14 protein-coding genes are annotated in these 14,841 nt (G+C 35.5%); 7 read left to right on the plus strand and 7 right to left on the minus strand.

Annotated features, from left to right (window positions below):
- Positions 1-3 precede the first annotated feature (3 nt).
- The 4 genes from ACY0M5_RS02340 to ACY0M5_RS02355 all read left to right on the plus strand — a co-directional run bounded on the left by ACY0M5_RS02340 (position 4) and on the right by ACY0M5_RS02355 (position 2,934).
- Entirely contained in the window at positions 4-954 is a 951-nt protein-coding gene (locus ACY0M5_RS02340) for an SLAC1 anion channel family protein (protein WP_124993394.1), read from the plus strand.
- 24 nt (positions 955-978) lie between these two features.
- A complete protein-coding gene (locus ACY0M5_RS02345; RefSeq protein WP_461630686.1) occupies positions 979-1,482 on the plus strand; it encodes a DUF302 domain-containing protein in 504 nt (167 codons plus the stop codon).
- Positions 1,483-1,555: 73 nt separating this feature from the next.
- Positions 1,556-2,023 (plus strand): DUF1847 domain-containing protein, encoded by a 468-nt coding sequence (locus ACY0M5_RS02350; RefSeq protein WP_321319561.1) that lies wholly within the window; start codon positions 1,556-1,558, stop codon positions 2,021-2,023.
- 215 nt (positions 2,024-2,238) lie between these two features.
- On the plus strand, positions 2,239-2,934 hold the full coding sequence (locus ACY0M5_RS02355) for a TapB family protein (RefSeq protein WP_461630687.1): 696 nt from the start codon (positions 2,239-2,241) through the stop codon (positions 2,932-2,934).
- 76 nt (positions 2,935-3,010) lie between these two features.
- On the opposite strand, the gene ACY0M5_RS02360 is transcribed toward ACY0M5_RS02355, so the two are convergent.
- Positions 3,011-3,955: an NAD(P)-dependent oxidoreductase gene (locus tag ACY0M5_RS02360; protein WP_461630688.1), complete on the minus strand. Its 945-nt coding sequence runs from the start codon at positions 3,953-3,955 to the stop codon at positions 3,011-3,013.
- Between the two features lie 360 nt (positions 3,956-4,315).
- On the opposite strand from ACY0M5_RS02360, the gene ACY0M5_RS02365 reads away from it, so the two are divergent.
- Positions 4,316-5,539 carry a class 1 isoprenoid biosynthesis enzyme gene (locus ACY0M5_RS02365; protein WP_461630689.1) on the plus strand — a complete coding sequence of 408 codons (1,224 nt, stop codon included), beginning with the start codon at positions 4,316-4,318 and terminating at the stop codon, positions 5,537-5,539.
- Positions 5,540-5,595: 56 nt separating this feature from the next.
- On the opposite strand, the gene ACY0M5_RS02370 is transcribed toward ACY0M5_RS02365, so the two are convergent.
- From ACY0M5_RS02370 to ACY0M5_RS02390, 5 genes are all read right to left on the minus strand, one after another.
- Entirely contained in the window at positions 5,596-6,108 is a 513-nt protein-coding gene (locus ACY0M5_RS02370) for a MarR family winged helix-turn-helix transcriptional regulator (RefSeq protein ID WP_124993388.1), read from the minus strand.
- 146 nt (positions 6,109-6,254) lie between these two features.
- Positions 6,255-7,355, minus strand: coding sequence for an alanine racemase (locus tag ACY0M5_RS02375; protein WP_156194831.1), 1,101 nt, complete (start codon positions 7,353-7,355; stop codon positions 6,255-6,257).
- A 12-nt stretch (positions 7,356-7,367) separates the two neighbouring features.
- Entirely contained in the window at positions 7,368-8,519 is a 1,152-nt protein-coding gene (alr, locus tag ACY0M5_RS02380; RefSeq protein WP_461630690.1) for an alanine racemase, read from the minus strand.
- Positions 8,512-9,645: an amidohydrolase gene (locus ACY0M5_RS02385; protein WP_461630691.1), complete on the minus strand. Its 1,134-nt coding sequence runs from the start codon at positions 9,643-9,645 to the stop codon at positions 8,512-8,514. Before ACY0M5_RS02385 ends, alr begins: the two co-directional genes overlap by 8 nt.
- A gap of 61 nt (positions 9,646-9,706) precedes the next feature.
- Positions 9,707-10,147, minus strand: coding sequence for a GNAT family N-acetyltransferase (locus tag ACY0M5_RS02390; protein WP_101309762.1), 441 nt, complete (start codon positions 10,145-10,147; stop codon positions 9,707-9,709).
- Positions 10,148-10,658: 511 nt separating this feature from the next.
- Here ACY0M5_RS02390 and ACY0M5_RS02395 point away from each other — a divergent pair.
- Positions 10,659-10,919, plus strand: a complete 261-nt coding sequence (locus ACY0M5_RS02395) for a cysteine-rich small domain-containing protein (RefSeq protein WP_124993449.1) — start codon at positions 10,659-10,661, stop codon at positions 10,917-10,919.
- Between the two features lie 46 nt (positions 10,920-10,965).
- On the opposite strand, the gene ACY0M5_RS02400 is transcribed toward ACY0M5_RS02395, so the two are convergent.
- Positions 10,966-12,174: a winged helix-turn-helix domain-containing protein gene (locus tag ACY0M5_RS02400; protein WP_461630692.1), complete on the minus strand. Its 1,209-nt coding sequence runs from the start codon at positions 12,172-12,174 to the stop codon at positions 10,966-10,968.
- 363 nt (positions 12,175-12,537) lie between these two features.
- Here ACY0M5_RS02400 and ACY0M5_RS02405 point away from each other — a divergent pair, with 363 nt between their 5' ends.
- Entirely contained in the window at positions 12,538-14,805 is a 2,268-nt protein-coding gene (locus ACY0M5_RS02405; RefSeq protein WP_461630693.1) for a glycosyltransferase family 4 protein, read from the plus strand.
- Positions 14,806-14,841: the final 36 nt, after the last annotated feature.

Genomic DNA, 14,841 nt, shown 5'->3' on the forward strand with positions numbered 1-14,841 from the left:
CGCATGAAAGAGAAATTAAAATATTTCCCAATAACAGCCTATGCTATTGTTATGGGACTTGCTGGACTAAGTATTGTATTTGGCAAATTTCACCACATGCAATGGTTGCCCAAAATATTCTATGAAATTCTACTGTTTTGTACGCTGTTTATTTTTTTAGGAATATCCATACTGTATGCATTAAAAGCGGTTAGGCATTTCGAAGAAGTACGAATAGATTTTAATCATCGTATTCGGATTAATTTTTTTTCAGCCTTCTCTATTTCTATTCTTTTGTTATCCATTGCATTTATGAGTTTTTGGCCCTTTTTATCCATGAGTTTTTGGTGGATTGGAACCATTGTGCATACGATATTAATGCTTCACACTGTAGCCTATTGGATACAAAATAATTTTGAAATACAATTTATGAATCCAGCTTGGTTTATCCCAATAGTTGGTAATATGCTGATTCCAATTGCTGGTGTTGAGTACCTGCCAAAACTATTCTCCTTCTTCTACTTTGGAGTTGGATTTTTCTTTTGGATCATCTTATTTACGATTTTCTTAAACCGTGCCATTTTTCACCATCAGCTTCCACAAAAATTTGTTCCTACCTTGTTCATTCTTATTGCACCACCAGCAATTGGTTTTATTGCATACATCCGAATAGCACAAAGTTGGGACGCATTTGCAATTTTTTTGTTGCTGATTTCTTATTTCTTTGCCGTATTGCTCCTCGTGTTACACAAAAGCTTTAAGAAACTTGAATTTTTTATATCGTGGTGGGCTTTCACTTTTCCACTAATGGCCATTACCATAGCTTCGGTGGTTGCTTTTCAAATTTCACATCAAGCTGTTTTTAAGTACTTGTCCTTCTTTTTTATCACAATAGCGATTCTCACAATTAGTTTTGTTGCCTATAAAACAGGTGAAAAAATCAGACAAGGTGAAATATGCATCAACGAAGAATAATATTTTATTTTAATAATTACACGAATGAAAAATATAACGATAATCGCATCCATTCTACTAGGCTTCACGCTTGGAATCCTATTTACAGGAATCACTCTAAGTATCTCTTCTGGAGAAATGATGATCAAAGAATTTAAAAGTCCATACAACTTTGAAAAATCAGTAGAAATAATAACAAACAGAATAAACGCAAAGGAAGGCTGGCATGTAACCAATACTATTGATCAGAACAAAGAAATAATCGACAATGGCGGAAAAGGAATTGGCAAGTATGCTATTATAAAGTATTGCCATGCAAAATTTTCGGAGAGAATGCTAAAGGAAGACAATCGGAAAAAAATTGGAAATATGATGCCAAAATCATTTGCTGTTTACGAAAAAGCCGACGGCCAAGTATTTATATCGACCATGAATGGTGCAATAATGGGAAAAATATTTGGAGGAGAAATTGAAAATATCATTGAAGAAGTATCATTAGAAGTGGAAGACATGATGCGTTTTATCCATTTAAAATATAGCTTATTTTAATGGTAAAGCTCCCAGCATAAATAAACCAAGACTTCTTAAAAGCAATGTGCAATTCCTTAAATAACAGCTAAAAATGGATGATAAAGATTTATATTCCCGCAAAGATATTTCGATCATGAAAAGTGCGGCAGATGCCTTAAATCGGAATAACGATCGGATTCAGGAAATTATAGAATATGCCAAAATATCCAATATTAAAACAATTGGAATTGCACATTGTACCACATTTAACAAAGAAGCCAAGCAACTAAGAACTCTTCTTGAGATAGAAGGCTTTACCGTTGAACAAGTGAATTGCAAACTAGGAAAAATACCTTTCTCAGATTTAGTGCCTAATTACAAAGGAATAACTTGCAATCCGGCAGGACAAGCTCACTATTTAGAAGAAAAAAACACTGAACTAAATATTATGATGGGCTTATGCCTTGGGCATGATATGATTTTTAATGCCAAATCGAAAGCTCTGGTTACTCCCCTACTTGTTAAGGATAGAAAGTTGAATCATCACAGCATCAAAAAATTAAATTCATCTGATTTCTAATTCGATTCCATCCCCCAACACTTCAACAATAAATTATATTTTTTCGTTCCTAGTAGAATTACTAAATTGAATCTACTTTATTCATTATTTTTACAAGCGTATGATATGTATTCGAAACCTTACTCTCTTTTTTAATTGTCTGACAGACAATTCTTGCCTAAGCACTTTAAAACCATGACTATTCAAACCACATGAATAGTCGAGACAATTATTCCATGAAAAAATTAATTAGCTTGATATTCCTTATCGGTCTTACAAGTATGCTTGCTTTCTCGCAAGAATGCACCTTGTACATTCCCAACCAAGTAGGCACCGAACTTCATTACCAGATCACCAATGCAAAAGGCAAAGTAGATGGCATTTACACGCAAAAAATGCTATCAGTAAAGGAACACGGTGGAGAAACAACATTCGAATTACTGCAAACCTATATGGATCCTAAAGATTCAAACAAAATAATTACACAAGACACAATTAGTTTCCGATGTAAAGACAATGTTTTTTACATCGATATGGAAAAATACCTGAATCAGAAACAAATGGAAGGCTTTAAAGATATGGAGGTTAAAATTACTACGGATGATTTGATTTATCCTCCTAAGCTTTATCCTGGTTTGGCATTAAACAATGGCTCGATATCGCTTGAAATTGGAGCAGGGATGATGAATATGAACATGACCACCAATATTGTGAATCGAAAAGTTGAGGCTCTTGAAGACGTAACAACTCCTGCCGGTACATTTACATGCTACAAAGTATCGGAAGATGTGAAAAGTAAAGTTGGCATTGTAAATGTTCAATTGCACAACATTGCCTGGATCGTAAAAGACATTGGAACCATCCGCAGTGAATCCTACAACAAAAAAGGAAAACTGAACAGCACTACAGAATTGATAAAAATTATTCAATAAACAGGTAGAAATTAAAAAGGAGAAAGCCCCAAAAAACCGGACACTTTCTCCTTTCACCTTTATGCTTTTAGCTTATCTAATTCATAATATTTCTTGGATTTCCAGATAACCACAAACGAATATTCTCCATCACAATATCAACCCGCTTACTGAACGATTCGTTGGTGGCGAATGCCAAATGAGGCAACATGATTAAGTTGGGAGCTGTAAACAGAATATGTTCTTTCTCCAAAGGCGGCTCTTTTTCGTAAACATCCACAGCAGCTCCTGCAATTTTACCATTTTCCAATGCTTCACAAAGAGCATCACTGTCGACAACCGGCCCGCGGGCTGTATTAATTAAAATGGCTGTAGGCTTCATTTGCTTGAATTCTTCTTTGCCAATAAGTCCTTTGGTTGCATTTGTTAGCGGAACATGAAGTGAAACAACATCCGATTCTTTTAATAAAGTAGGCATATCAACAAATTCAACGCCTTCTACGGTCTTTTCACTTCGATTGTATGCAATTAGTCTGCAGTTAAAAACTTTTGCAATCTCGGCCACCCTAAGGCCAATTGCGCCGGCTCCTACAATACCAATAGTCTTGCCATTCAGTTCCGTTCCTAAAAAGCCGGCCCGGTCTCCACCAAAGCGGGTAATCGAATCGCCGGAAACAACCTTTCTGTACACCGATAAAATCATACCAATGACTAATTCTGCAACCGATTCGGTAGAAAATCCTGCAGCATTGCACACCAGAATATTTCTCTCCCGGCATATTTCCATATCGATATGATCGACACCGGTAAAAGCAACCGAAATCATTGAAAGATTAGGACAGGCATCCAAAAAAGCTTTTGTAATTGGAATATTGCTGACAACAACAGCATCGGCACCTTCGGCACGCTTTATTAACTCCTGCTCATTTTCATTCCGATCGGTAAAAAAGATCAATTCGTGCCCAAGCACTGCAAACTCCTGCTTTAACTGTTCGTATTTACAAGCCGTTATTCCAATTGGTTCCAGTATAGAAAATTTCATCCGTTTATAATTTGTTTTTAAGTTGCTTCAAACCGAATATGATTTGAGTTAAGCAAAGTAAAAAAAACATACATCACTATCAATGCAATAACATCTATTCTACAACATCAATACAAAAAGTCTGTTTTGACGGGTAATAAGTCCGATTAAACGATTTTAATTTACAATCTCAGGTATTTTTTTCAACTTGTATTCACAATAGATCGTTAGATTTTAGGTGTAAAGTATTAGATTGATTTACAATATGCTTAATTTTTAAACTTTTACATTGAGATATCTACCAGCTAAATTACTCTGGTTATCAGCCATTAAAAAAAATAACGAACTACTATTCACAACAACTGATTATTCTCTTTCATCATGATCAATCAATCAGAACTTTATAACAAGATCCAAGACCAATTCATTAGCATCTGGGAGAATTGTCCGGAGCATTTTCCTGCAACAGGAAAACGATTTTCCTATTTAGAAAAACGAATATGGGAATCAAAATTCGATCGCTTTATAAAGTTTGTGCAAAATGAAGCTAGTTTTGAACAGCCCAACAAATTGGAAATACTGCGAAAAACACAAATATTTTTCAAAGAAGCTTTATCGTACTCCTCTGATCAACTTGAACTTATATTTTCCGATGAAATGCTCGATGCCACGAAAGATTTTATTCAAAAAGCATGGCTTTTCGATCCGAATTTGGGCAATACTGAAATTTTTCAGGCATTACGAAATGTGTGGATCATGCTTGGCCTGCAATCATTTTTTGGAAAAGAAATCAAAATTACACCTTCGCTTTTGGCCTACAGCCTTTTGTATCCATACACCGACAATCTAATTGATGATGCAAGCATTAATAAGGAAGAAAAAATCAATTTTTGCCAACGATTTGCTTTGCGGTTGGAAGGAGAATCTGTAAAATCGGAATCCGGCACAGAACAGCAAATTTACGATTTAGTAGAAATGATCGAATCTGAGTTCGACCGGGAAAATTACCCTGAAGTCTATCATAGTCTGCTTGCCATTCACGATGCTCAAACCCAAAGTCTTGCATTGGTGAGCGATAAACCTATGCTTTCTGAAGAAGAAACCTTTAAGATCTGTATCAACAAAGGTGCCAGCTCGGTAATTGCTGATGGTTATTTGGTGCTAGGCAATTTAGACGAAAAGCAATTGCATTTTTTATATGAATACGGCGCTTTTCTTCAGATTTTAGACGATTTACAGGATGCCCGACAAGATTATCTGGATGGAGTTATGACTTGTTTTTCAAGAAAGCTACCTTACGGAAATTTGGACAAGTTAATTTGTAAAACTTATTTTCTAGGCAAAACATTTCAGCAAAGCGTAAGCAATTTATATCCTGATGAAATATCTTTTCAAGGTTTGATTAAAAAGAGTTTTGCTTTGTTGTTTTTAGTCTCAATTTTCGAAAATCAGGAAGATTTCAGCGACGATTTTATTCTAAAAATAGAAAAACATGCTCCTTTCCGTTTTTCCTTTCTTCACAAACGAAAAACAGATTTGGAACCTTTTCGGGATTTAATGCTCCAAAAAATTGATGAATATCGACTAAGCAGGTGCAACGCTTAATAAAAAAAGACTTTCCATTTCGAAAAGTCCTTTTTATTCTTTAGCAGATACTAATTTTATAATATTTCATCATCTAAATTCTCCAATTTAACCTCTTCCTGAATGACATCCTCTGCAGTTAGCAAGGGAGAAGCTTCCAAGTCTTCTATTTCGAGCATATTAACCAATATATCCAACGATTTACCAATTAGCTCCAGCTCCTCATCCGATATTTTTTTTAGTTTTAAAGCCAGTCGTTGCTGCAGTAAATCCGGAGTTGCCTTTAAAAGATTATCACCCGTAGAGGTTAGTGCAATCAAAGTAGTTCTTCGATCTCCAGCTTTCGGAAGGCGGGCCAGCATTCCCTTCTTTTCCAATCGACTTATTATACCTGTAATGGTGCTGGAATTAAGATTCAGCTGATCTCTTATCGATTTTTGAGTTGCCTGATAGTTAGGAGAATTCTTAAGACATTCCAAACATAGTATCTGCGGAATACTTACTCCGTGATCCTTTTGGGTTTTCTTTGATTCTAAATTAATAGATCGAATAATCCTTCTAATCTTAACAATAATATTTTTATAATCCATTCATTGTAAATCTAATCGACAAAACTCATTTTCAGGACAAAAATAACTAATTTGCATTTAATGCAAGCTTATTGAAGCCAGTATCTCCAATTAATAATCAACGAACTGTAAACTCACGAAATAATGGCCCAAGACTTGAGAAAACCTTATAGTACACAGGCTTTTTTGTTCGCGACAGTCTTCACTCTTTTTTCGATATATCTTGAGTTTAGAATCCTAAGTATTCCCATGTAATCCATGTCAAACTCAATCAAATCACCCACTTTGTATTTATTTTTGTTATCGTCCAGATCAATTACAATCATATCGGAACTTGCTCCTGAAATTTTTAAGCTTTTATCAACCAATTCGAGATGACTCACCTCAACATCAAGCAATCCTAAATCAACTATTGCCCTGTACGAGGTTTCTCCAATATTCGTTTTATCAATTTCATAACTGTCCCCTTCTAAATTTGTCCCAAATTCACCCATTGGGACAGTCGGCTTTTCAATCAATTCTATTATTTCTGAGTACAGACGAAATACATCAGAATGCATTTTTTCGAATTTTGTATTGTTGTAAACATCTGTTCCTAAAAATAAAGTTTCTCCAACCCTAAAATGATTAATTCCTTTCGGCAGTAAATTTTGAAAGATAAGTGGAATAGTTACCGAGGAACCTCCTGATACATAAGGAATTTGCTTATTGAATTTTGCTTCAATCAACTGTTCGTACAGGCTCAACTGAATTAATTTGTCGTGATTTGGTAAAACACCGTACAAACAAGACAGGTTTGCACCAATTCCAATCACCTGAATATTATCCAGCCTAAAAACACTTTCGTAAAAAGCAATGAAATCTTCGCCCAAAACTCCTTCCCGAAGTTCTCCCAACTCAATCATTATGATGATTTTGTGAGTTTTTTTCTGCTTTTTAGCTTCTTCTGACAAAAGCTTAATGGTCTCAAACTCTGTATTTACACTAATATCGGCATACTTCACCACACTCGAAATTGAGCGTTTTGCCGGAGGCTTAATGTAAATGGTTTCAATGTTGGGATTGATCGATTTGATCACTTTTAAGTTGGAAACCCGGGAATCACATATCTGAGTAAAATCGAACTTTAACAATTCGGTTAAAAATTCTTTATTACCACACAACATTTTCGACACAATTGACCATTCAATTCCATTTTTTTTAAAAAGAGAATCAAGATAATCAAAGTTTGATTTTAATTTCTTAATATCTAAAGTTACAAAAGCCATTACTTCTATGTTTTAATTGATTACTCTACGAGTTATACTTTCTGATAGATGCGCTAATATTTCATAATTGAGCTCATCACTGATTTCACTAAAAGCACTCACCTTTATTTCTAATTTGTCCTGCTTTCCAATCAAAACAACTTCATCTCCTACTTTCACATTTTCCACATGAGTCACATCAATTATCATCATATTCATGTTTACAACACCAATCACACTGCATTGGTGACCATGAATGAGAACACGACCTTTGTTACTCAATGAACGACTATAACCAAAAGAATATCCGACAGGAACCAATGCTGTTTTAATGTTGGATTGAGCGAGATATGAAATTCCATATCCTACAAATTCGCCGCTTTTAATTTCTTTAACAGCCATTATCTGACTTTTCCATCCAAGTATTCTTTTTAACGGATCAATCCTATCCTCCTGATGATTAATATACTGAATGAAGACTTCGGTACTCGACCAAAAACCATAAAGCATGATCCCAATTCTTACCAAATCCATTCTTGTATCGGGATAAACAAAACTTGCAGCAGAATTAGCAACATGTTTATACTTTGGTTTCAAATTGTTTGCATCCAATTCTGTCGCCATTTCCTGATACTTTTGCAACTGATTCTGTATTCTGAAATGATTTGAAACACTTTCTGCTCCAGCCAGATGCGTACAGAATCCCGTTAGCTCAATATGGTCAGTATTCTCTTTTATAACAGCAATGGCAGTATTTAATTCATTCATATTTAATCCTGAACGATTCATGCCTGTTTCTGTTTCGAGATGAATTTTGGCTTTTACACCAAGTTCTGTGGCATATTTTACAGCCAACTGCAGGCGCTCCATATTAAATACAAAGAATTCTATTTCTTTTTCGATTGCATCTTTAATATCCTTTTCGCTCAACCATCCCATAACCATTATTGAAGATGATTTGTGAAGACAATTGTAAACACGGATAGCTTCGCTGTAATAGAACACTGAATAATGATCAATGCCATACTTCTCGAATACGGGAACAATTTGTTCGATCCCATGTCCATAAGCATTGGCTTTTACTACTGCTGAAATTTTTACTGTATCACCAAGTTTCGATCGCAGAAATGAAATGTTATTTTCGATTGATTTTTCACTTAGTGATATTATGGAATTATCAATCATGACTGACAGTGCTTTTGTAAATAGTATAAAATAGATTTATTCCAGTTTCCATAATATCATCAGGAAAATCGAAATCGGGGTTGTGCAGTTGAGGCTGTTCATTTCCTGAACCCAATCCAAAATAACAGGCATTGAACTTTTCGGTATAGTAGCCAAAGTCTTCAGACCACTTATAAGGAGTCTTGATATGCTCTACATCCAAACCATTCTGTTTTGCCGCTTGTTCTACAATATCAACACAACCATTACTATTCATGGTTGCAGGAAATACTTCGGTATAGTTTATTTCACAAGCCAATCCTTCCAGTTCTGCTATTTCCTTTACTATCTTCTCACACAAGGAAGTAAGCAATCTTAAGTCTTCGTTTTCAAAAGCACGCAATGTAATTCTCATTTCGGCATAACCCGGAGAAGTACCAAAAGATATTTCACCCAATTGAATGTGGATGATGGTTAGTAAAATAAAATCGCTAAAAAGGCTTTTATCTGCTCTCAACCTATGCAGTTTGCTTATTATTTGAGAAATTGCACCAGCAGGACTAACTCCATCCTGAGGTTCTGCCGCATGAGATGTTTTACCGGTAAGTTTAACAATCATACCTTTTGATCCGGAAGCAAAACTTCCCTTTTTAAGAACTATTTTATGCTTCTTAATTCCAGGTATATTGTGCAGTGCAAACAGGTAATCGGGCTCATTGTTTTTGAAATTCACATTTTCCAATACATCACATGCACCCTGCTCCACCTCTTCGGCTGGTTGAAAAAGTAAAATAACTTTCCCTTTGACCGGCCTGTCATTCGATATTTTCTGAGCCAAACCAACTACTATGGCCATATGTCCATCGTGTCCACATACATGAGAGATTCCCTTGTTTACAGAAGCATATTCAAGTCCTGAAATTTCCTGAATTGGAAGAGCATCCAACTCACATCTAAACATCACGGTTTTCCCCTGTTCTGCTCCCTGAAAAACAAATAATACGCCTTTATCTCCTAGTCTGATCACCTCATCGGGCTTGTACTCATTTATGAAGTTTACAATCCGGTTAGTGGTCTGATATTCTCCATTTGAAACTTCGGGATATTTATGTAATTCTCGTCGAAGTGCAATAATTTTCTTGTTCATGTACCAGATATTATAGAATGCTGTTCAATTAAAAATATCAATTGCACGAATAGGCATGCCTTTATTTTTTCAATCGCATTTCTACATACTTACTGCTAAAACCTACTTTTTCGTATAAAAATCTGGCTGGGTTTTCGGGCTCAACATGCAAAGCAATATCACCATTACTAATTTTAATCACCTCTTTCATTAAGCCTTTACCTAAACCTTTTCCTCTTTGAGATTCATGTACAGCTATGTACACTAAAATATTCTCAGGAATATAACCTTCCATTCCAGTTCGGTTAATCACAACAGCACCAACTATTTCATCATTTTCCTTAGCAACTAAAACAAAACCGCCACCTGCCGGTTCATCCTTAACTGCATAAATAATTGCCTTTTCGATATCTTCCTTAGCATCTCCGTATTCATCTAAATGAGTATACAAAAAGCTCACAATAGCTTCTCTTTCTATACTATCAGGTTTTGAAATTGAAGTGTACGTTTTATAATTTACCATAAAAACTGTGTTTATATTAATTGTTAGGATTGAATCCCGTTTACAACAATTTAAGTATGCTGTCTTCAAACCGTAAAGCTTAAAAACACTCTTAAGTCTTAAATTGTTTCTACACCACAAAAGTAGTTTAATAAATACAAAAAGCCAATAAAAGCACCCACTATCACTATTCACACAGCAACAACACCCTCACTGATTGATTTTTAGAAGACTATAGCAAAAGGTGTTTTTCTTCAATTTTGTAAATTAGTTGAATGTCATACATATTTGTTGTGTAGAACTTATTTAGGCACTTTAAACAGTTTTACCAATATGCAATTCTATGAGAATTCACCTTTAAAGCCAATTAAATACTTCCACAAACAAATATCAAATTGATCAAAAACAATCTTTATGAAGACCAATAATTCCAATAAAAAATATATTTGATTGGAATAAATAATTCCAGTGGTTAGCTTTGTATGAAATTGATCCAATGGATCAAGAATTCAGAGAAAAAAGCAGTAGAGATATGTCAGAAAATTACAAGTTTTTCCAGAATAAAAAGTGTGAGTATTTCCCTTGTCACAAAGTAGAAAACGAAGAAGAATTTAATTGTTTGTTTTGCTATTGCCCATTATACATGCTAAAAGATAAGTGTGGAGGTAATTTTAAATATACAAACGGGTTTAAAAATTGCTCTGATTGTACCATACCACATACCAAAAACTCACATGAATATATGATGAGCAAAATGAGCGTCGTCTCTAAAATAGGAAGTGAACGGGAGTAATCGCATTCTATTTCTTTGTACTGCAGAAATTTGTTTTCCGTATTTGTCACCTGATTAAACTGTTAATTACAGCTTGAAATACAGGTTTAAAGTTGCTTGGCGTGGTTTTGTGTAACTTAAGATTACTGCAATTATTAAATTGCATAAAAGATTCAAGTTCTTTACAAAGCGCAAGGGTGAAAGCTTCGGTTTTCACCAATCCAGACTCCAATACAAGGTGCTGAATATGAAAGAGTGATTCTTTTCGGTCCGCTTTACAATCCATTCGAGCAATTAAACTTCCATCCCACAAAATGGGAAGTGAAAAATAACCATACCGGCGTTTTGGCTCGGGCACATAACACTCAATCTGATAATTAAAATCAAAAATTGTTTGCATACGCTTACGTTGAATCAACAGGTTATCAAATGGTGACAATATTTTTAGTTTGCTGCGGGACAAAGGCTTTTTCAACAATTCAAGCGAATCCTGCAAAGCGTAGTAGTTATTTTCACCAACAGCAACTTGCACCAATTCACCATTCGAATGCATTTCCTGCAAAGCAGAAGAAATAAGTGCCTTGGTGTTTTTCAGTAAATAGACCATTTCAGAGGCTTGTCCCAATCCGTTGGCCTGCAGGTAGCGTGTGATTAGAAAACGTGCGTACTCATCCTGCAAAGGCGCTGAGGTATCAATATCCTCAGGCAGTACTCTTTCTGTAAGATCATAAACTTTGTGGAAATTTTGCCGGTAAGGAATCATCAGATCGCCCTGCATAAACAGATATTCCAAAGCACGTTTGGCAGGTTTACTTGCCCAATCCATTTTCTTTTTACCGGTATGCTCAAAATCCTTCGCCATTAAGGGACCTTCGTTGGTAATGCGATCCAACACCAATTTCATCATCTTCTCATCCCGATCGTACCAATGCTTCTGCTTGCCACTTGCAATTTCCTGTTTACGAACCAAACTGAAACGGTAATCACACATAGGTAAATAAGCGGCTGCATGAGACCAATATTCAAAAACTTTTTTGTCAGCAATCAGTTTCTCCAGGTGGGAAGTTTCATAACCGGGATTCCGATTCCATAATGTATGATGATGAGCCCGCTGAATCACCGAAATGGTGTCAATTTGAATATAACCAAGATGCTCAATGGCCGACAGGGTAGCTTCAAGTGTTGTACCTTTCTGCTTTACCGGAGGCAGCTTTTGTGATAATAATACCAGTTTTCTGGCTTCTTGAATGGAAAGTGTTTCTGTTATTTTGGTCATGTATATCTTCCTTATTACTGATGCGGTTCAAAACCCAATCCGAACTATTTTATCATTTGACACAAGCAATATAGCAAACAGAATGCTAAGCAAAAATTATAGAAACCATTTTTTTAAGATATTGAACAGTGAGACTAATTTAGATCATTAGCCCGCAACAAACAGTTTCAATACAAAAAAAAACATGTTTAACATAGCATAAATCCCCTTATTACAAATCCTTTTACGCCCTCTAAACACCTTAAAATTCATGATATTTCACTATCTTTAGTAGTATCCTCTCTTACTCTTAAAACTCCTGTAAAAACAGGACAACCTCTTGAAATAGTAAAGCTGTTTTAATATTCTTAAAAATTACGAATTATGAAATTTGCCTGCATAGGAACATATCCCCCACGGGAATGTGGAATTGGTAGCTTCACAAGCGACCTGTATCATTCCATGCTGGGCGATATTAATCAGAATGAGAACGAAGGATTTATTATTGCCATGAAAAATTCGGATGAAGAATACTCGTATCCGAAAGAAGTAAAATTAACTATTCAGCAGGAAAACAGAAATGAGTATATCGCCGCTGCAAAACACATTAACAACAGCGGAGCTGATGTTTGTATTCTTCAGCATGAATATGGAATTTTTGGCGGACAAAGTGGTATATACATCCTTTCATTGCTGCACCACCTCAAAATACATTTGGTGGTTACGCTTCACACCATTAGTAATACGCCTTCGAATACCGAAAAAGCCATTCTAAAAGAAATATGCAAAATGGCTAATCTGGTTGTTGTAATGAATCTAAAAGCAATTGATTTTCTGATTGATATATATGATGTTCCCAGAGAAAAAATTGCATTTATTGAACATGGAGTGCCGGACTTTCATTTTGATCAGAAAAAAGTAAAGAAAGAGTTCAAACTCGAAGAGAAGAAAATCCTGTTAACATTTGGTTTTTTGAGCCGAAACAAGGGCATTGAGGTAGCCATAAAAGCATTGCCAAAGCTCGTTAAAAAGCATCCAAATGTTATCTATCTGGTATTAGGAAAAATTCATCCAAGTGTTATGCGCTACTCGGGCGATGAGTATTTGATATATCTAAAGCAACTTGTTAAAAAACTTAAGCTTGAAGATCATGTAGTAATACCCAACTCGTATATTCCGCAAGATGATTTATTTAAATATTTATATGCTTCGGATATTTACATAACGCCGTACAATAACGAAGCTCAAATTACAAGTGGCACACTATCCTATGCAATTGGTGCTGGGGCAGCCGTTATTTCAACCCCCTATTGGCATGCTACTGAATTATTAGCCAACGGAAGAGGTCGCTTATTTGATTTTCACAACTCGAACCAACTAGCGGATATTCTGATTGAGTTACTGGATAATCCGAATACTTTAAATGCACTAAGAAAAAATGCATACGAGTATGGAAGAAATCTAACATGGCCAAAAATAGGAGCCAAATACAACCTCCACGTATTCAATATACTACAAGACGAGATAGAAACAAAAGGGCAGTCTTTTGATATTTTGATTATGCCCCAATTTTCGCTTAAACACATACACCGATTAACTGATGATACCGGCATTAGGCAACACGCTAAATTTAGCATCCCAAGTTTACAAGACGGTTACTGTTTAGATGATAACGCCAGAGCATTGTTAATGGCTTTACTAGCCTATACCGAAAAAAATAATTATAAGGCTCTCGAATTGTGCCCGATCTATTTGAGTTATATCCAATATATGCAAAACGATGATGGAACATTTAGGAATTTCCTTGGCTTTGATCGTAGTTTTCTTGATGAAGTTGGATCGGAAGACTCTTTTGGAAGAACCATTTGGGCTCTTGGTTACTTACTTGGCAATCCCCCAAATTATTCATATTATCAGTCGGGTCAATCTATCTTTTTAAAAGCAGTTCCTGTTTTCGAAAAACTAAAATCAATAAGAAGCATTGCCAATACAATAGTAGGAATCAGCTACTATCTGCAAAGAAATCCGACCGACGATTCGATGACAGAACTACTAAGCCGTTTATCAAAAAAGCTGGTTACAAGTTATGAAGAAAACAGCTCGGATACCTGGAGATGGTTTGAACCATTCTTAACCTATGACAATGCCATGTTGCCTCTTGCGCTGTTGCATTCTACAGAAATACATAACGACGATAAAATTCGTGCGACAGCCTTCAGGTCAATGGAATTTCTAATCAGTAAAACCTTTACCAATGGGTATTTATCGATAATTGGAAATGATCGCTGGTACGAAAAAGATGAGAAACGCGCCACTTTTGCTCAACAACCCCTTGATGTTATGGCAATGATTTTATTATTTAAGCAAGCTTTTAAATTGACCAAAAACATAGAATATCTGAAAAAATTATTCACATCATACATGTGGTTTCATGGTGAAAATGATTTACGGATAGGTTTGTATGATTCTGAAACGAACGGTTGCTGCGATGGACTGGAAAGTTATGGTGTTAACCGCAATCAAGGTGCCGAAAGCACACTGGCATATGTGATTTCGCACCTCACAGTTCTAAAAGCACATAAAGATTTTAACAGAGAAATATTTGCAAAAAAAAGATTAGCCAAAAAAATTTCACAAAATGTAATTAATTAAAGCGGTGCTGATAAACTTATATGTGCAGGTACCTGT

It is taken from the genome of Labilibaculum euxinicum, assembly GCF_963678175.1.
Lineage (GTDB): Bacteria > Bacteroidota > Bacteroidia > Bacteroidales > Marinifilaceae > Labilibaculum > Labilibaculum euxinus.

What these genes read in the sequence shown, in the direction of transcription:
- ACY0M5_RS02340 (WP_124993394.1), top strand. Translation starts at nt 4, where the DNA reads ATGAAAGAGAAATTAAAATATTTCCCAATAACAGCCTATGCTATTGTT.
- ACY0M5_RS02345 (WP_461630686.1), top strand. Translation starts at nt 979, where the DNA reads ATGAAAAATATAACGATAATCGCATCCATTCTACTAGGCTTCACGCTT.
- ACY0M5_RS02350 (WP_321319561.1), top strand. Translation starts at nt 1,556, where the DNA reads ATGGATGATAAAGATTTATATTCCCGCAAAGATATTTCGATCATGAAA.
- ACY0M5_RS02355 (WP_461630687.1), top strand. Translation starts at nt 2,239, where the DNA reads ATGAAAAAATTAATTAGCTTGATATTCCTTATCGGTCTTACAAGTATG.
- ACY0M5_RS02360 (WP_461630688.1), bottom strand. Translation starts at nt 3,955, where the DNA reads ATGAAATTTTCTATACTGGAACCAATTGGAATAACGGCTTGTAAATAC.
- ACY0M5_RS02365 (WP_461630689.1), top strand. Translation starts at nt 4,316, where the DNA reads ATGATCAATCAATCAGAACTTTATAACAAGATCCAAGACCAATTCATT.
- ACY0M5_RS02370 (WP_124993388.1), bottom strand. Translation starts at nt 6,108, where the DNA reads ATGGATTATAAAAATATTATTGTTAAGATTAGAAGGATTATTCGATCT.
- ACY0M5_RS02375 (WP_156194831.1), bottom strand. Translation starts at nt 7,355, where the DNA reads ATGGCTTTTGTAACTTTAGATATTAAGAAATTAAAATCAAACTTTGAT.
- alr (WP_461630690.1), bottom strand. Translation starts at nt 8,519, where the DNA reads ATGATTGATAATTCCATAATATCACTAAGTGAAAAATCAATCGAAAAT.
- ACY0M5_RS02385 (WP_461630691.1), bottom strand. Translation starts at nt 9,645, where the DNA reads ATGAACAAGAAAATTATTGCACTTCGACGAGAATTACATAAATATCCC.
- ACY0M5_RS02390 (WP_101309762.1), bottom strand. Translation starts at nt 10,147, where the DNA reads ATGGTAAATTATAAAACGTACACTTCAATTTCAAAACCTGATAGTATA.
- ACY0M5_RS02395 (WP_124993449.1), top strand. Translation starts at nt 10,659, where the DNA reads ATGTCAGAAAATTACAAGTTTTTCCAGAATAAAAAGTGTGAGTATTTC.
- ACY0M5_RS02400 (WP_461630692.1), bottom strand. Translation starts at nt 12,174, where the DNA reads ATGACCAAAATAACAGAAACACTTTCCATTCAAGAAGCCAGAAAACTG.
- ACY0M5_RS02405 (WP_461630693.1), top strand. Translation starts at nt 12,538, where the DNA reads ATGAAATTTGCCTGCATAGGAACATATCCCCCACGGGAATGTGGAATT.